Source organism: Acidipropionibacterium thoenii DSM 20276, from assembly GCF_000423445.1.
In the GTDB taxonomy this organism is placed as follows: Bacteria; Actinomycetota; Actinomycetes; order Propionibacteriales; family Propionibacteriaceae; genus Acidipropionibacterium; species Acidipropionibacterium thoenii.
Window position 1 is genome coordinate 372,110 of sequence record NZ_KE384019.1, and the last position, 17,294, is coordinate 389,403.

Sequence of the window (17,294 nt, forward strand, 5' to 3'; positions counted from 1 at the left end):
GTCCGCGCGAGCCGCATGTCGTGTACTTGCAACGCGGGTGCCCTATTCTCTGAAGTCAGATTCATCACAGCACAATGAAAAGAGCCGCACATGAGGGTTCCACTGGGGACAAATGCACCGATCAGCCGTCGTCGTCTGCTGGGCCTGGGCCTTGCGACCGGGGCCACTACCTTCCTGGCGGCATGTTCCTCCGACAGCTCGACCCCCTCCTTGCCGGGCGGCAGCGCCTCGAGCGGCGGCGGCGCTCAGAGCTTCGCGGACATCATCAAGGCAGGGCCGACGGCTGCGGCCTCCGACGTCTCGGGTAACTCATGGGCCAATCAGGTCAGGAGTTCCGGGGCGTTGCGCTGGGGAGGCACGACCACCTCCTCGCTGTTCAGCCTCAAGGATCCCTCGACGGGCGCGATCACCGGTTTCGATGCCGGCATCGTCCAGCTGCTGTCGCGCTACATCTTCGGCGGCGACGATCCGATGTCGACGGTCAAGCTGACCGAGGTCACCGTCGACACCCGCGAGACGCTGCTCGAGAACAAGTCGGTGGACATCGTGGTGGCCACCTACTCGATCACCGATGAGCGCAAGACGAAGATCTCCTATGCCGGCCCGTACTACACCTCCGGGGTGGGGATCGCGGTGAAGAGCGGTGTCACCGACATCAAGTCGGTCGACGATCTCACCGGCAAGGTGCTCGTCACCCAGTCCAACTCGACCGGCCTGGCGGCCATCAAGGAGCACGTCAAGAACCCCAAGCAGGTGCTCACCTTCTCCGGTAACGCCGAGTGCCAGGCCGCGGTGGTCCAGGGCCGCGCCGATGCCTACGTCAACGACCAGTCCCTGTTGTTCGCCGCATCCAAGCAGAAGGGCCAGATCGAGGTCGTCGGCGAGCCCTTCACCACCGATCCCTACGGCATCGGCGTCACCAAGGGTGAGACCGATGCGGTGAGCTTCATCAACGGCTTCCTCAAGAAGATCGAGGACGACGGGTCCTGGAAGAAGCTGTGGAGCTATTCCTTCGCTGCTCTGCAACAGGGTGGTGCGCCGACTCCTCCTGCGATCGGGGCTTGATGAATTTCGCGATCATCGGCCAGTACGGCGGCCTGATCGTCCACGGGATACTGCTCACCATCGCGCTGGGGGTGCTGGGGTTCCTCGGCGCGATGGTGGTGGGCACCCTGATGGCCGTCTGCCGGATCTCACCCATCCCTCCGCTGCGGGGCCTCGGTGCGGTCTATGTCGAGATCTTCCGCAACATTCCGTTGCTCAGTCTTCTCATCCTGATGGTCTTCGGGCTGCCGGATGCCGGGCTGGAGATGTCGCTGTTCTGGTGTGCGGTGGTCGCGATCGTGTTGTCCAGTGGGGCATTCGTGTGTGAGACGGTCCGCTCCGGGGTCAACTCCGTCGGGATCGGCCAGATCGAGGCCAGCCGGGCGATCGGGATGTCCTTCGGACAGGTGCTGCGCTTGGTCGTGCTTCCCCAGGCGCTGTCGAGGATGATCCAGCCCCTCACCAATATCTTCATCGGCACCATGCTGGGCTCCTCCCTGGCGGCTGCGATCGGCTTGGACGAGCTCACCAACGTCACCCAGCAGATCAACGTCCTCACCGCGGAGGCGGTGCTGACCTTCCTCATCGCGGGCCTGGTCTACCTGGTGCTCTGCCTGCTGATCGGAGCGGCCGGCGGCTGGTTGGACCGGCGACTGAGGGCCTCGGTGGGAGCGGGTGGACGACGATGAGCGCTGCCGTGAAGGACTCCGATCTCTTCTTCGACGTCCCCGGGCCGCGGGGCCGGCGGCGGATTCAGATCTGGTCGGTGGTGACCTCGCTGGCACTGGCCGCACTGGTCGTCGGCGCGCTGGTGCAGTTCGCCGGCCACGGGCAGCTCGAGGCCCAGAAGTGGCGCCCCTTCCTCACTCCCGGGTACCTCAACTTCCTGTGGATCGGCCTGAAGGGGACCCTGGCGGCGACCGGCATCGCGATGCTGGTGGCATTTCCGCTGGCCCTGGTGCTGGCCCTGCTGCGGATCTCCCGCAACCGGGTCGTCTCGGCCCTGGCCACCGGATGGATCGAGTTCTTCCGCGCCATTCCGATGCTGCTCATCGTCTACGCCTTCCTGCTCTTCCTGCCGCGTCAGCCGATCGGACTGGATCTTCCGCTGTTCTGGAAGCTCGTGGTCCCGATGATCATCACATCCTCGGCCACTACCGCCGAGATCTTCCGTTCGGGGATCCTGGCCGTGGACCACGGGCAGACCGAGGCGGCGTTGTCGATCGGGTTCACCGACGCGGCGACTATGCGGGTGGTGATCCTGCCCCAGGCCATCCGACTGGTGGTGCCCTCCCTCATCAACGCCCTCATCAGCCTGCTGAAGGACTCCACCCTCGGGTACGTGGTCTCCTATCCGGAGCTCACCCAGCAGGGCAAGGTCATCACGACCTACACCGGGCTCATGATTCAGACATACATCGTGGTGGCGGTGATCTATGTCATCATCAACATGATCCTGTCGCGGGTGGCCTCCTACCTCGACGTCAGGATGCATCGGCGGGCCGCGGCGGCCGTCGGACCCCTGGAGTCAGACGAGGCCGCCGAGCTCGACACGTTCGCGACCAGTGGCATCGGCGAGAGGATCACCTGATAGATGTGCCGGATGTTCGGATTCCTGACCGATCGGCCCAGGTCGGTGGCAGTGGCCGCAGGCTCGGACCTGCGCACCTTCCACGATCTGGGTGTGATTCACCACGACGGATGGGGGATTGCCGCCTGGGACGGCCAGCGGGCCAAGGTGCACCACAATCCGGAGCCGGTGATGGAGTCGAAGTCCTTCTGGCCGCTCGTCCAGGCACTGCGGACCGATCAGGCGCTGTTCCATCTGCGGCTGGCCACCGAGGGCCTGGCGGTCCGCGAGGAGAACTGCCACCCATTCATCGCGGGCAACGTGTGTTTCGCCCACAATGGCCAGTTCGACAAGACTCCTGAGATTGTCTCGGAGGTCACCACCACCTGCGACTACCGGCCGCGCGGGACCACCGATTCGGAGCTGTACTTCGCCCTGGTGCTGCGCAACCATGACCGGGGGCTGCCCTGGCCGGACGCCATTCAGGATGCTGCCCGCACCATCCTGGCGCTGGTTCCGGCAGGCCGGATCTGGGCCCTGGACTGCATGCTGGGCACCGAGGAGGCCTTCTACGCCTTCAGTCTGGCCTTCCCCGAGCTGGTGCCCGACCGCCCTGAGGGCTACTATGACCTGCACTTCCTGGCCAGCGAGGACAGCGGCGGACGCTCGGTGAGGATCTCCTCGCAGGGCCCGGAGTCGCCGAAGTGGCAGCTGCTGGCCCAGCGCACCGTGCTGCGTATCGAACGCGGCTCGCTGGCGATGTCGACGACGCCGTGGCGCCGTTCGGCTCACCGGGCCCGCAGCCACCAGGAGTTCGCCTCCCAGCGTTCCTACCCGTGATGGGCGGGGTCCGGCACCGGTTCGGAGGCCACCGCGCCACCGAACCGCCGGTCGCGTTTCGCGTACTCCATCACCGCGGCCCACAGATCGCGGCGGTCGACATCGGGCCACAGCACATCTGAGAACACCATCTCGGCATAGGCCGACTGCCACAACAGGAAGTTCGAGGTGCGCTGCTCCCCCGAGGACCTCCAGAACAGGTCCACATCGGGGACCTCGGGCTCATCGAGGTGGGTGCGGAAGGTCTTCTCGGTGATGTGATCGGGATCCATCCGACCCTCGGCGACCTGCCGGGCGATGTCGCGCACCGCGTCGACGATCTCCGCTCGGCCGCCGTAGTTGACGCAGAACTGCAGGGTCAGGACGGTGTTGTCGGCGCTCTGGGCCTCGATCTCCTCCAGCTCCTTGATGACCGATCGCCACAGCTTGGGACGGCGTCCCGCCCACCGGACCTTGACCCCCATGGCGTCGAGCTCGTCGCGGCGCCGGTGCAGCACATCGCGGTTGAAACCCATCAACCAGCGCACCTCCTGGGGCGAGCGCCGCCAGTTCTCGGTGGAGAAGGCGTAGGCCGAGATGTAGGGGATGCCCATCTCGATGGCTCCTGCGACGACATCGAGCAGAGCCGCCTCGCCGCGGGCATGGCCATCGGTGCGTCTGAGTCCGCGCTGCCTGGCCCATCGTCCGTTGCCATCCATCACGATGGCGACATGGCGGGGGATCAGGGCGGCAGGAAGCTGCGGTGGCCTGGCACCGGAGGGGTGGGGCAGGGGGCCCCGCTTGGGCGGGCGTGGATGGGTGCTGGCGGCCATGACCGTCACGCTACTAGTTGCCGACCCGGCATCGCCGGATGGGCGCCGGGTCGCGGTTGTGGTGCGGCGAGGGACAATGGGAGCATGCCCAGCTACCGAGACCGCGCCGTCGTGCTGCGGACCTACAAGCTCGGCGAGGCGGACCGGATCATCAGCATGCTGACCCGCGATCACGGCAAGGTGCGGGCGGTGGCCCGCGGGGTGCGGCGTACCTCCAGCAAGTTCGGCGGCAGACTGGATCCCTTCAACCGTGTCGACATCCAGCTGGCGGTGGGGCGCAGCCTGGACGTCGTCGTCCAGGTGGAGACGCTGCGCTCCTACTCCGCGCCGTTGAGACTGGACTACCCGCTGTTCACCGCGGCCGAGGTGATGGTCGAGACCGCTGATCACCTGGTCCCGGTGGAGAAGGAACCCGCCCCGACCCAGTACCGGCTGCTCGCCGGAGCGCTGCGCACTCTGGGCGAGGGGACGCCGGACGGGGCGCGGCCGGCCACCATGGTGCTGGACTCCTACCTGCTGCGCTCATTGTCGGTGGCCGGCTACGCTCCCGACCTGTCCGACTGCGTGAGGTGCGGGACGCCGGGGCCCCATCCGGGCTTCTCTCCCAGCCTGGGCGGGGTGGTCTGTGCCGACTGCCAGCCGCCCGGGACCCCGCATCCCAATCCGGAGACCATCCAGTACATGGGTTCACTGCTGTCCGGGGACTGGCCGGCAACCAGGTCGGTGGCGCCGGTGCGCGTGCGGGAGGCCGCCGGGTTGATCTCGGCCTTCGTCTCCTGGCACATGGAGCGCGGGCTGAGGTCGTTGCGGTTGATGGACCGCCAGGACTAGCGGACCAGCGGGTGGTCCCGGTCGCGCGCCAGGATGGGACCAGTGGGCCCCGGGTGGCACCAGCCGCCGGCGCGGGCACTGCAGGGGCGTGTCAGAGGACGATCTGGCAACGAGCCACCCGTTGGGCGACCCGTGCCGCTCGAATCTCAGGCCTTCTGACCGGAGCACTGGGCGCACAGGCCGAACAGCTCCAGCTCATGGCCGGTCTCGGTGAACCCGTAGCGGGATCCGATCTCCCTGGCCCAGTCCTCGATGGTCTCCTCCTGGCCGATCTCGACGACCTTGCCGCACTGACGGCAGACCAGGTGGTGGTGGTGAACCGGGGAGCAGCGCCGGTATGCCATCTCGCCGTCCTCGGCTCGAATGGCGTCCAGCTCACCCTCCTCGCCCATCGTCTGAAGGTTGCGGTAGACGGTGGCCAGGCCCACCTTGACACCGCGCTGGACGAGCTGGTCGTGGACCTGCTGGGCGGTGAGGAAGGAGTCCTCGGTGTCGAACAGCTCATTGATGGCGACACGCTGCCGGGTGGTGCGCCTGGCCGGGCTCGACACTGGGCTTGACACGGTCATCACCTCTGAAGTGGACAGCAGAACACCGTCAATGTAGCGCGGCGGGGCCCCAGGATCACGTGGTCGGCGGGTGCGGGTCCGGCGGAAGGTGATTCAGCCGACACCTGAAGCCGGTATTGTGAGTCCCTGCGTGAGCACCAGCCTGGTGTCACGTCCATGAGGACTTGGAAGAAAGGGAAGGCCTTGGCCTCCGCCAGCACTCTCGACAATGTCATCAACCTCTGCAAGCGTCGGGGCTTCGTGTTCCCCTGCGGAGAGATCTACGGCGGCTCTCGCGCCGCATGGGACTACGGTCCATTCGGCGTCGAGCTCAAGGAGAACATCAAGCGCCAGTGGTGGCGGTCGATGGTCACCAGCCGCGACGACATCGTGGGCCTGGACTCCTCCATCATCCTGCCGAAAGAGGTGTGGGTCGCCTCCGGCCACGTCGGCGTGTTCACCGATCCGTTGACCGAGTGCCTGTCCTGCCACAAGCGGCTGCGCGCCGATCAGCTCCAGGAGATGTACGCCAACAAGCACGACATCGCCGATCCCGACTCCGTCAAGCTGTCCGAGGTCAACTGCCCCAACTGCGGTACCAAGGGCCAGTGGACCGAGCCCCGCGACTTCAACATGATGCTGAAGACCTACCTCGGCCCCGTCCAGGACGAGGCAGGGCTGCACTACCTGCGCCCCGAGACCGCCCAGGGCATCTTCATCAACTTCCAGAACGTGGTCACCAGCGCCCGCAAGAAGCCGCCTTTCGGCATCGCGCAGACCGGCAAGTCCTTCCGCAATGAGATCACCCCGGGGAACTTCATCTTCCGCACCCGGGAGTTCGAGCAGATGGAGATGGAGTTCTTCGTGGTGCCCGGCACCGACGAGGACTGGCACGAGTACTGGATCAACCACCGCACCGACTGGTACGTGGACCTGGGCATCGAGCGCGACAACCTGCGCCACTACGAACACCCCAAGGAGAAGCTCTCCCACTACTCCAAGCGGACCGTCGACATCGAGTACAAATTCGGTTTCGTCGGCTCCGACTGGGGCGAGTTGGAGGGCATCGCCAATCGCACCGACTTCGACCTCAAGACCCACTCCGAGCACTCCGGCAAGGACCTGTCCTACTTCGACCAGAAGGAGAACAAGCGCTACCTGCCCTACGTCATCGAGCCGGCCGCCGGCCTGACGAGGTCCCTGATGGCCTTCATGGTCGACGCGTACACCGAGGACGAGGCTCCCAACACCAAGGGTGGGGTCGACAAGCGCACCGTGCTCAAGCTCGATCCGCGGCTCTCTCCGGTCAAGGCCGCCGTGCTGCCGCTGAGCCGCAACTCCGACCTGTCGCCGAAGGCCCGCGATCTGGCCGCCACGCTGCGCAGGCACTGGAACGTCGACTTCGACGACGCCCAGGCGATCGGCAAGCGCTATCGCCGCCAGGACGAGATCGGCACCCCGTTCTGCATCACCGTCGACTTCGACACCCTCACCGATGACGCCGTGACGATCCGCGACCGCGACACCATGAACCAGGAACGCGTGGCGATCGACCAGGTGGAGTCCTACCTGGGAGCCCGGCTGCTGGGCTGCTGAGTCGCGACCGCCGGCCGCCGGCGGGCCCGCTGTCAGGCCATGTCCAGGCCCAGGTCGAGCACCGGTGCGGAATGGGTGAGCGCCCCCACCGCCACATAGTCGACGCCGCACGTGGCGACGGCTGCGGCGTCTGCCAGGTGCAGCCCTCCGGAGGCCTCGGTGGCGACCCCGGAGGGCCGGGTCAGCGCCACCGCCTGCCTCATGAGGGCAGGCGGCATGTTGTCCAGCAGCACGAGTGAGGCCCCGGCCGCGATGGCCTCGACGACCTGGTCGAGACTGTCGCACTCCACCTCGCAGACCAGATCCGGAGCGTGGGCCTGTACCGCACGCAGCGCCCCGGCGACCGACCCGGCCGCGGCGATGTGGTTGTCCTTGATGAGGGCGGCGTCCCCCAGCCCCATCCGGTGATTGACCCCGCCCCCGCAGCGCACCGCATACTTCTGCAGGACGCGCAGCCCCGGAACGGTCTTGCGGGTATCGCGCACCCGGGTGCCCGATCCGGCCAGCGCATCGGCCCAGGCGGCGGTGGCGGTGGCCACCCCCGACAGCTGACCTGACAGGTTGAGCATGCTGCGCTCGGCGGTCAGCAGGGTGCGCAGGGGCGCCTCGGCCTCCAGCACGGCGTCGCCCGGCTCGACCCGGGATCCGTCGCGCATCAGGATCCGGCTGGTGGCCGTGTCGCCGTTGCGGGCGGCCATCAGATGCAGCACGACGGCCGCCAACGGCACCCCGGCCAGGCATCCGCGGTTCCGCGAGACGATCCGGGCGCGGCCGCGCTGGTCGGGCCCGAAGATCGCCTCGGTGGTGGCATCGGGTCCCCAGGACAGGTCCTCGTCGAGGGTGCGATCGGCCACCTCGATGACCTGGCGGAGGTCCAGACCCGCCGTGGCGATCGCGTCGAGCAGCTGGGCGGGAAGAGCCGGCTGGAGGGCGGAGTCGCTCATGCCGCCTCCCGGTCGCGGCGATCCGAGGAACCGCGGGTGAGCCGCAGCTCGCCGGCGGCATCCATCCGGGTGTCGATGTGCACCCGCCAGCCGGCCCGGCGCTCGGGGAAGTCGGACCTGCGGTGGCAGCCGCGGGACTCGGTGCGCATCCCTGCGGCACCGGTCACCAGCCGGGCCGTCAGGGCCAGATTGGTGGCGGTGAGGGCGGCATCGTCCAGTCGGTCGCCCGGCCGGAGACAGTCGAGGACCTGGAGGGTCCGGGTCAACCCTTCGGCATCGCGCAGCACCGATCCATCGGCAGCCATCCGCGCCCTGAGCGTCGATACCTCTGCGGCGTCGATGAGCCCGGCAGCACAGCGTGGAACCGCAGCCCCGGGGCGACCGCTGGCGGCCAGCCAGCCGGCCATCTCGCCGCCGGCCCGCTCGCCCATCACCAGGGCCTCGGTCAGCGAGTTGGAGGCCAGTCGGTTGGCTCCCTGGACTCCGGTGCAGGCCGCCTCGCCGATCACCCGCAGTCCGGGCACCGTGGTGATCCCGGCCATCGTGGCGGCCACGCCGCCGCAGTGGTAATGGGCTCCCGGGCGCACCGGGATCGGCTCGCCGACCGGGTCGACCCCGCGCTGGCGGCACATCTGGAGGATGGAGGGGAAGGACCGCTCCCATCGCCGGGCCCCGAAGGCGGTGGCGTCCAGGAAGAGATGCTCCTCGCCGGTGGTGTTCATATGGGCCTGCTCGGCCGCCGAGACGACATCGCGGGGAGCGAGATCGGCCAGCGGGTGGACGCCGGTCATCACGCGGTGCCCCCGATGGTCGATGAGGACGGCTCCCTCGCCGCGCACCGCCTCGGAGATCAGCACCCCGCGGTCGCCAGGGACCCGGTGATCGGCGGGCACCACCAGGATGGTCGGGTGGAACTGCATGAACTCGGTGTCGCGGGCCACCGCACCGGCTCGCACGGCAGCAGCCAGGCCGTCGCCGGTGGCCACCGGGGGATTGGTGGTGGCCGGCCAGAGCTGGCCGATCCCACCGGTGGCCAGCAGTACGGCGCGAGCCTCGATCCGGCCGGTGGAATCCGACTCGTCGAGCACAGCGAGGCCACAGGCGCGTCCGTGGGCGTCGGTGAGGACGTCGGTCAGCCGGGTCCCGGTGAGCATCTGGAGGTGACCGCCGTCGCCGCCCCGGTCGAGGGCGGCGACCAGGGCCCGTTCGACCTCGTGGCCGGACTGGTCACCACCGGCGTGCAGGATGCGGCGGGCATGGTGGCCGCCCTCCAGGTGGAGATCGATCCGACCGGTCTCATCGGTGTCGAAGTGGCCGCCCAGGTCGATGAGACGCCGCAGTGCGGCAGGGGCATGGCTCACGAGATCGGCCGCATTGTGCCGGTCGCACAGCTGGGCACCGGCGGTCAGGGTGTCCGACAGGTGCAGCTCGGTGCTGTCAGTGGCCGACCAGACGGCGGCCAGACCGCCCTGGGCCCAGTCGGTGGAGGAGTCGGTGATCCGGCCGCGGGTCACCACGGCCACGTCCAGGCCCTCGGCCAGCAGCGTCAGGATCGCCGACATCCCGGCGGCGCCGGTGCCCACCACCGCGACATCGCAGCGCCTGGTCCAGGTCGGTGCACCGGCCCGCAGCTGGACGCCGGTTCTGTTGAGTGCACTCATCACTCCCCACCTCCGGGGTTCCCGATGGAGATCATTCGTTCCACGGCCCGGCGGGCCCGGACGGCGATCCCGGGATCGACGACCACCTCGTCGCGACCGGTGAGCAGGCAGTCCAGCAGCTTCTGGCGGGTCGTCATCTTCATGTATGGGCACACCGCGCGGGGATTCACCGGTTCGAAGTCCGCTCCTGGATTGGCCTGGCGGAGCTGGTGCAACATGCCGACCTCGGTGGCCACCAGCACCTTGCAGGAGTGGGTGGCCCGGGCGGCGTCCAGCATCCCGCCGGTCGACAGGATGTGAGTGCGCTCGGCGGGAAGCTCCCCCTGCCCGGCCAGCCACAGCGCGCTGGTGGTGCAGCCGCACTCGGGGTGGACGAAGAGCTCGGCATCCGGATTGGCGTGCACCTGGTCGATGAGGTCGGTGGGGGAGATGTCGGCGTGGACATGGCACTCGCCCATCCAGGTGTGGATGTTGTCGCGTCCCAGGGTGCGCCGGACATGGGCGCCCAGGAACTGGTCGGGGCAGAACAGCACGTCGGTCTCGGCCGGGATCGAGGAGACCACCTCGACAGCGTTGGAGGAGGTGCAGCAGATGTCGGTCTCGGCCTTCACCTCGGCGCTGGTGTTGACATAGCTCACCACCGTCGCGCCGGGGTACTGGGCCTTCCACTGGCGCAGCTGGTCGGCGGTGATGCAGTCGGCCAAGGAGCACCCGGCCCGGTCATCGGGGATGAGGACCCGCTTGTCGGGGGACAGGATCTTGGCGGTCTCGGCCATGAAGTGGACCCCGGCGAAGACGATCGTGGAGGCATCGGCGGTGGCCGCGATCCGTGACAGTGCCAGTGAGTCGCCGACGTGATCGGCGACGTCCTGGATATCGGGATCCTGGTAGTTGTGGGCGAGGATCACGGCATCGGCGGCGCGGGCGGCGTCGCGGACCTGCTGGGCCCACTCGTCGAACCCCTCCCGTCGTGGCCCGGGCAGTCCTGAGGCCCCCGCGGTGGCGGCGGTGAGGGGGGAGGTGATGATGGTCATCGGCACTCCGATTCGGGAGATGAGGTATCCGATCTGAGATCGAAAAGTTATCGACTAAAAGACGAAAACAGCTGAACTGTAACATGCGCTCCGTGATGAGGCCAGCTTTCCGGGACCAGAGCGGCGTGGCGAAGTACCGCCACGAGGTGCTCGGCGTCGTGCTGAGGGTGGCGGTCGCCGGCCGCCGCGACGATCGGCGAGCCGATCACGCACAGTCGCTGCCGGATGGTGCGCCGGCACCGGTCCTGCAGGTCCTGGCGCGGCGCCGCGACCATGAACCCTTCAACGGCATGTGGGCGCTGCCCAGCGGCCCGCTGGAACCCTCGGAGTCGATGGAGGAGGCGCTCGCCCGGCACCTGGCCGAGCAACTCGGGCTGGGATCGCTGGGGCACTGCGAGCAGCTGGCGAGCTACTCGGACCCGGCCCGTGACCCCTATGAGCGCACCATCGCCACGGCCTATCTGGGCCTGCTGGCCGGCGATGAGAGGGAACCGGTCGGCGAAGGGGCCCGCTGGCTGGATGTCGACTCACTGCCGCAGATGGGTTTCGACCACCACCTGGTGGTGGAACGAGGGACCTCCAGGCTGCGTGCGAAACTCTCGTACACCAACATCGCCTTCGCGCTGGCCCCTGCGGAGTTCACGATGGCCACTCTGCGCGGGGTCTACGAGGCGGTGCTCGGTCACGAGGTCGACGTCACCAACCTGTCGCGGGTGCTCAAGCGGCGCGGTCAGATCGCCAGGGTCCGCACCGGGTCCCAGGCCGGGGCACGAGGGGGAAGGCCACCGAGCATCTGGGCCTTCACCGAGGACAGCTACCGGGTCACCGACCCGTTCGCAGTGCTCGGTCCCGGACGGCCGTCGTGAGGACCCGGTATCCGGGGGGCCGTGGCCCCGGCCGACATCGCGCGGCGCCACTTCGATAGTGTGATCGGACCCGGCCCGGAACGGAGCGAGGTCATGAGTGTCGCTGACCAGACAACCAGTCCAACCGACCAGATCGCCACGACCGATCGCGAAGCCATCCGAGGGGACGCCGTCGTCGCCCCCTCGTTGAGGCGACCCAGGCCCTCGAACATCACCCTCAAGGTGATCATGGCGGTGACCGGGTCGATCTTCGCGGCCTTCGTCCTGGTCCACATGATCGGCAACCTGAAAGCCTTCATGGGGCCCGAGGAGTTCAACTCCTACGCCCGATTCCTGCGCGTGGTGGCCTACCCCCTGGTGCCCTACGAGGGGGTGCTGTGGATCCTGCGGATTGCGCTGCTGGTCTGTCTGGCGGCTCACATCTGGGCGGGCACCCTGATCTGGATCCGGGGTCGTCGCGCCCGCGGCTCCTTCCGGCGCCGGGCGATGGCGGCCTCCACCTGGGGAGCCCGATCGATGCTGGGCTCGGGGATCCTGCTGCTGATCTTCATCGTGGTCCACCTGCTCGACCTCACCCTGGGCGCCGGGGTTCAGTCCTCCGGCTTCGAGGCACCGGTGCGGACAGGGGAGGCCGCCGTCGACATCCACGCCTACCAGAATCTCATCGCGAGCCTCTCGCGCCCGCCGATGGCGATCTTCTACAGCCTCATGATGCTGGTGATCGGGATCCACCTGGCCCAGGGGATCTGGAATGTCATCAACGATCTGGGCGGTACCGGGCCCCGGCTGAGGAGGATCTGGCTGGGTATCGGGTTGCTCATCTCGCTGGCCATCGTCATCGGCAACGGAGCACTGCCGATCCTCATTCTCACCGGAGTGATCTCATGACTGACATCGCCACAGCAGACACCGGGACCTCGGACCGGAACCCGCAGCGACCCGAGGACCGCCCCGCCGCCGACTACACGATCGGCGAACCACTGGACGGCCATGTGCCACCGGGGGACCCGCTGACCGCCTGGCAGCGGCGCCAGGACCAGTACAAACTGGTCAACCCCGCCAACCGCCGCAAGCTGACCGTCATCGTGGTCGGCACCGGGCTGGCCGGGGCCGGCGCCGCCGCCACCCTGGGCCAGCTCGGCTACCACGTGGAGTGCTTCAGCTTCCACGACTCCCCGCGCCGGGCCCACTCGGTGGCCGCCCAGGGAGGGATCAACGCCGCCCGGGCCCGCAAGGTTGACGGCGACTCACTGATCCGCTTCGTCACAGACACCGTCAAGGGCGGCGACTACCGCGGTCGGGAGGCCGACGCCGTGCGGCTGGGGACCGAATCGGTGAGAGTCATCGACCACATGTACGCCATCGGCGCCCCGTTCGCCCGGGAGTACGGCGGGGAACTGGCCACCCGGTCCTTCGGCGGGGTGCAGGTCTCGCGGACCTACTACACGCGCGGCCAGACCGGCCAGCAGTTGGAGGTGGCCTGCGCCCAGGCCCTCCTGGAGCAGGTGAGTGCCGGGACCGTCACCATGCACACCCGCACCGAGATGCTCGATCTGGTGGTCGCCGACGGCAGGGCCCAGGGGATCGTCACCCGCGATCTGCTCAGCGGTCGGATCGCCACCTGGACCGGTCACGCCGTCGTGCTGTGCACCGGCGGCTACGGGTCGGTGTACCACTGGTCCACCCTGGCGATGAACTCCAACGCCACCGCCACCTGGCGGGCGCACCGCCGCGGCGCCTACTTCGCCAGCCCCTGCTTCGTCCAGTTCCATCCCACCGCACTGCCGGTGAGCTCGAGGTGGCAGTCCAAGACCACCCTGATGAGCGAGTCGCTGCGCAACGACGGACGGATCTGGGTGCCCAGCCGGGCCGGTGACGACCGTCCTGCCAATGACATCCCGGAGGGTGAGCGGGACTACTACCTGGAACGCCGCTATCCGGCCTTCGGCAACCTCACTCCGCGCGATGTCGCCTCCCGCAATGCCCGCAGCCAGATCGACTCCGGTCACGGCGTCGGGCCGCTGCACAACTCGGTCTACCTGGACTTCCGCGACGCCATCGCCCGGCTCGGACGGTCCACCATCGCCGAGCGCTACGGCAACCTGTTCGAGATGTACACCGACGCCACCGGTGAGGACCCCTACCGGGTGCCGATGAGGATCGCCCCGGGAGCCCACTTCACGATGGGCGGACTGTGGGTCGACTATGACCAGATGACCACCATCCCCGGCCTGTTCGTGGGAGGGGAGGCCTCCAACAACTACCACGGGGCCAACCGATTGGGCGCCAACTCGCTGCTGTCGGCCTCGGTCGACGGCTGGTTCACGCTGCCCCGCTCGGTGCCGAACTACCTGGCGAAGCTGGTCGGCAGCCCCCTGCTGCCGGTCGACTCGCCGGAGTCCACCGAGGCGATGGATGCCGTGCGGGGTCGTATCGACAGGTTGCTCGCGGTGGGCGGTCAGCACCGCCCCGAGTGGTTCCATCGCAGACTCGGAGACATCCTCTACGACCACTGCGGGGTCAGCCGTGACCGGACCGGCCTGCTGGAGGGTCTGGATCAGGTCCGCGCGCTGCGCGCCGAGTTCTGGAGTGACGTGAAGGTGGTCGGCGACGGCGACCGGCTCAATCAGGAGCTGGAGAAGGCCGGCCGGGTGGCGGACTTCATCGAACTCGGCGAGACGATGCTGCTCGACGCCCTGGACCGCCGCGAGTCGGCCGGGGCGCACTTCCGCACCGAGTACTCCACCGATCAGGGGGAGGCCAGACGCGATGACGACCACTGGCGCAGCGTCTCGGCCTGGCAGACCACCCCGCAGGGCGACCATGTCCGACACAGCGAGCCGCTGGACTTCTCGCTGATCAAGCTTCAGGTGAGGGATTACCGATGAGGATCGAACTGGAGATCTGGCGCCAGAACGGGCCGCACGAGGACGGCCACTTCGAGCATCACAGGGTCGATGACGCCACCCCGGAGATGAGCCTGCTGGAACTGCTCGACCGGCTCAACGACCAGATCGTCGAGCAGGGTGGCGAACCGGTGGTCTTCGAGTCCGACTGCCGCGAGGGGGTCTGTGGATCCTGCGGTTTCGTCGTCAACGGGACCCCGCACGGCCCGGTGCCCCACACCCCGGCTTGCCGCCAGCACCTGCGTGCCTTCCCCGGCGTCACTCGGTTCCGTCTCGAGCCGTTCAGATCGGCCGCCTTCCCGGTGATCCGCGACCTGGCGGTGGACAGGTCCGGACTTGACGCCCTGATCCGGGCCGGGGGAACGGTCAATGTGATGACCGGCACCGCCCCCGATGCCGATGCCATCCCGCAACCCCACCAGGAGGCCGAGCAGGCCCTCGACTTCGCCGCCTGCATCGGCTGCGGGGCCTGCGTGGCGGCCTGTCCCAACGGTTCGGCGATGCTGTTCGCCGGCGCCGAGCTGGTCCACCTGGCGAAGATGCCCCAGGGCCACCAGCAACGCGGACGCCGTGCCCGCCAGATGGTCGAGGCCCTCGATGAGCACTTCGGGCCCTGCTCGCTGTACGGCGAGTGTGCCCGGGTCTGCCCGGCCGGGATCCCGCTGTCGGCGGTGGCGGCGGTGAACCGGGAGCGGCTGCGGGCGACCTTCCGGGGAAAGGCCAAGGACAACTGACGCAGGTACCATGACCCGGTGCCTGTCGTAGCCCCGCTCGTCCTCACCGCCCCCTCCGGCGGCCAGGTGGTCGCCCACGCCCCGGTGGTCCTCGCGCCGATGGCCGGGGTCACCAATGCCGCCTTCCGGCAGCTGTGCGCCGAACAGGGGGCCGGGCTCTACGTCTGCGAGATGATCACCTCTCGCGGGCTGGTCTACGGCGACCACAAGACCGCCGAGATGCTGCGCTTCGCCGACATCGAGAGGACCCGCTCGGTCCAGCTCTACGGGGTCGACCCCGGGATGATCGGGGAGGCCACCGAGATCCTGTGCGAACGCTTCGGCGTCAACCATGTCGACCTCAACTTCGGTTGCCCGGTACCCAAGGTGACCCGTAAGGGCGGCGGCGGTGTGCTGCCGTGGAAGTGTGACCGGTTCCGCGAGGTGGTGAGGGCTGCCGTGGACGCCGGCGACCGGTACGGCGTCCCGGTCACCGTCAAGACCAGGATCGGCATCGACGAGGACCACACCACCTACCTGGACTCGGCCCGGCTGGCCGCCGATGCCGGAGCCGCGGCGGTCTGTCTGCACGCCCGCACCGTCGCGGAGGCCTACGCCGGGCACTCCCACTGGGATGCCATCGCCAGGCTGGTGGACGCCGTGGACATCCCGGTGCTCGGCAATGGCGATGTCTGGGAGGGCCCGGACGCCGTGAGGATGATCCACGAGACCGGTTGCGCCGGGGTCGAGGTGGGACGCGGCTGCCTGGGCAGGCCCTGGCTGTTCCGCGACCTGGCCGACGCGCTGGCCGGCCGGGCGACTCGCACGCTGCCCACGCTGGGCGAGGTGGCCGCGATGATCCGGCGCCACGCGGAGCTGCTGGTCCACTACGAGGGTCCGCACGGCCTGATCGACATGCGCAAGCACATGGCCTGGTACCTCAAGGGCTACCCGGTCGGCGGGCCGACCCGCCACGACCTGGGCACCATCTCGAGCTTCGACGAGCTGGACGCCTTGCTGGCCACCCTGGACCCCGAGGCCCCCTTCCCGCTCAAGGAGCTCGGCCGCCCCCGCGGACGCCAGGGCAGCCCGCGACGCAAGGTCGTGATGCCGATGGGGTGGCTGGAGGGCCGCACCCTCGACGACGCCGACCTGTCGGAGGCCGAGCTGGGGATCTCGGGAGGCTGACCGGCCCGGCGCCGGGTTCAGCTCTCCAGATAGGGAAGCATCGCCATCAGGAAGACGCAGAAGGACAGCACCGGTGCCAGCACCGAGGCGATGATGGCCAGGATCCCGAGGGTTCTAGAGTTCTCCTTCTGACAGGCCACGATGCCGACCACCAGGGCGGCGATGCCCAGCAGCGTCGGAAGGATCTGAGCCGCCATCACCCAGCCGGCCTTCAGGAACTGGGCATCGGTGGCCGGGTCGAAACCCTGATAGTCGTCGTTGTCGTACCAGTTGTCGTCATCGAGGGACAGCATCCGGGCCATCGCAGTCCCGCCAATCCAGCTGAGGATCGATGAGACCAGCAGGGCGCCGATCGCCATGCACAGCGCCACGGTTCCCTGGCGGGATCGCTGCTGGGGGGCAGGCGGGTAGTTCCACACCTGGGCCGCCGACGGGTTGACGGGCTGCTGGAACCAGGGCTGATGCTCCGGCTGGAACTGGTCACCGGTGTTCTGCCAGTCCGAGTGCTGCCAACTCTGGTCCTGCTGGCCCTGGGAGTAGCCGCTGTCCGACTCGGGTGGGAACCACCCGGGGTCCCGTGGGTCCTGCGACATCGGCGTCCCCTTGTTCTGTGTGACCCGCTGGCATTCTGTGTGACCCGCTGGCTGGCGGCAGAGCCAGCTGCGAGAAGTTCCCTCAGCCTAGCTGTACTTCCCCGGGAGGTTGTGAACGGGTGAGGTAGCGAAGACCTCCGGGCAGGAT

General features: G+C 68.4%; 17 protein-coding genes. 11 read left to right on the forward strand and 6 right to left on the reverse strand.

The features are described 5' to 3' along the window. Positions 1-90: 90 nt before the first annotated feature. From G554_RS0113565 to G554_RS16905, 4 genes are read left to right on the forward strand one after another with little or no spacing between them, the layout of a single operon-like run. Complete coding sequence (locus tag G554_RS0113565) at positions 91-1,065, forward strand: glutamate ABC transporter substrate-binding protein (RefSeq protein WP_027588329.1); 975 nt, start codon at positions 91-93, stop codon at positions 1,063-1,065. After that, positions 1,065-1,733, forward strand: a complete 669-nt coding sequence (locus tag G554_RS0113570; RefSeq protein WP_036925810.1) for an amino acid ABC transporter permease — start codon at positions 1,065-1,067, stop codon at positions 1,731-1,733. Before G554_RS0113565 ends, G554_RS0113570 begins: the two co-directional genes overlap by 1 nt. Then, a complete protein-coding gene (locus G554_RS16475) occupies positions 1,730-2,635 on the forward strand; it encodes an amino acid ABC transporter permease (RefSeq protein ID WP_036925813.1) in 906 nt (301 codons plus the stop codon). The genes G554_RS0113570 and G554_RS16475 overlap by 4 nt, the downstream gene beginning before the upstream one ends. A gap of 12 nt (positions 2,636-2,647) precedes the next feature. Continuing rightward, entirely contained in the window at positions 2,648-3,454 is an 807-nt protein-coding gene (locus G554_RS16905) for a class II glutamine amidotransferase (protein ID WP_027588331.1), read from the forward strand. Here G554_RS16905 and G554_RS0113585 read toward each other — a convergent pair. Continuing rightward, positions 3,445-4,152, reverse strand: coding sequence for an isoprenyl transferase (locus G554_RS0113585; RefSeq protein WP_027588332.1), 708 nt, complete (start codon positions 4,150-4,152; stop codon positions 3,445-3,447). The genes G554_RS16905 and G554_RS0113585 overlap by 10 nt on opposite strands. Positions 4,153-4,350: 198 nt before the next feature. On the opposite strand from G554_RS0113585, the gene recO reads away from it, so the two are divergent. Continuing rightward, on the forward strand, positions 4,351-5,097 hold the full coding sequence (recO, locus tag G554_RS0113590) for a DNA repair protein RecO (RefSeq protein WP_027588333.1): 747 nt from the start codon (positions 4,351-4,353) through the stop codon (positions 5,095-5,097). Positions 5,098-5,243: 146 nt separating this feature from the next. Here the strand turns inward: recO and G554_RS0113595 are convergent, their stop codons facing one another. After that, positions 5,244-5,648, reverse strand: coding sequence for a Fur family transcriptional regulator (locus tag G554_RS0113595; protein WP_245570071.1), 405 nt, complete (start codon positions 5,646-5,648; stop codon positions 5,244-5,246). 174 nt (positions 5,649-5,822) lie between these two features. Here G554_RS0113595 and G554_RS0113600 point away from each other — a divergent pair, with 174 nt between their 5' ends. Beyond that, a complete protein-coding gene (locus G554_RS0113600; protein ID WP_036925815.1) occupies positions 5,823-7,241 on the forward strand; it encodes a glycine--tRNA ligase in 1,419 nt (472 codons plus the stop codon). Positions 7,242-7,273: 32 nt separating this feature from the next. Here the strand turns inward: G554_RS0113600 and nadC are convergent, their stop codons facing one another. The 3 genes from nadC to nadA are packed head-to-tail and all read right to left on the reverse strand — an operon-like array spanning position 7,274 to position 10,880. Beyond that, positions 7,274-8,185: a carboxylating nicotinate-nucleotide diphosphorylase gene (nadC, locus tag G554_RS0113605; protein ID WP_027588336.1), complete on the reverse strand. Its 912-nt coding sequence runs from the start codon at positions 8,183-8,185 to the stop codon at positions 7,274-7,276. After that, on the reverse strand, positions 8,182-9,846 hold the full coding sequence (gene nadB, locus G554_RS16485; protein WP_084648561.1) for an L-aspartate oxidase: 1,665 nt from the start codon (positions 9,844-9,846) through the stop codon (positions 8,182-8,184). Before nadB ends, nadC begins: the two co-directional genes overlap by 4 nt. Further along, a complete protein-coding gene (nadA, locus tag G554_RS0113615) occupies positions 9,846-10,880 on the reverse strand; it encodes a quinolinate synthase NadA (RefSeq protein ID WP_084648562.1) in 1,035 nt (344 codons plus the stop codon). The genes nadB and nadA overlap by 1 nt, the downstream gene beginning before the upstream one ends. A 95-nt stretch (positions 10,881-10,975) precedes the next feature. On the opposite strand from nadA, the gene G554_RS0113620 reads away from it, so the two are divergent. From G554_RS0113620 to dusB, 5 genes are all read left to right on the forward strand, one after another. After that, positions 10,976-11,746, forward strand: a complete 771-nt coding sequence (locus tag G554_RS0113620) for an NUDIX hydrolase (RefSeq protein ID WP_245570064.1) — start codon at positions 10,976-10,978, stop codon at positions 11,744-11,746. Positions 11,747-11,974: 228 nt separating this feature from the next. Next, complete coding sequence (locus G554_RS0113625) at positions 11,975-12,634, forward strand: succinate dehydrogenase cytochrome b subunit (protein WP_027588339.1); 660 nt, start codon at positions 11,975-11,977, stop codon at positions 12,632-12,634. Continuing rightward, positions 12,631-14,634 carry a fumarate reductase/succinate dehydrogenase flavoprotein subunit gene (locus G554_RS0113630; RefSeq protein WP_084648563.1) on the forward strand — a complete coding sequence of 668 codons (2,004 nt, stop codon included), beginning with the start codon at positions 12,631-12,633 and terminating at the stop codon, positions 14,632-14,634. Before G554_RS0113625 ends, G554_RS0113630 begins: the two co-directional genes overlap by 4 nt. Further along, on the forward strand, positions 14,631-15,386 hold the full coding sequence (locus G554_RS0113635) for a succinate dehydrogenase/fumarate reductase iron-sulfur subunit (protein ID WP_027588341.1): 756 nt from the start codon (positions 14,631-14,633) through the stop codon (positions 15,384-15,386). The genes G554_RS0113630 and G554_RS0113635 overlap by 4 nt, the downstream gene beginning before the upstream one ends. Positions 15,387-15,452: 66 nt before the next feature. Then, on the forward strand, positions 15,453-16,553 hold the full coding sequence (gene dusB, locus G554_RS0113640) for a tRNA dihydrouridine synthase DusB (RefSeq protein ID WP_281167978.1): 1,101 nt from the start codon (positions 15,453-15,455) through the stop codon (positions 16,551-16,553). Between the two features lie 17 nt (positions 16,554-16,570). Here dusB and G554_RS0113645 read toward each other — a convergent pair whose 3' ends face one another. Continuing rightward, entirely contained in the window at positions 16,571-17,146 is a 576-nt protein-coding gene (locus G554_RS0113645) for a DUF4064 domain-containing protein (protein WP_027588343.1), read from the reverse strand. Positions 17,147-17,294 lie beyond the last annotated feature (148 nt).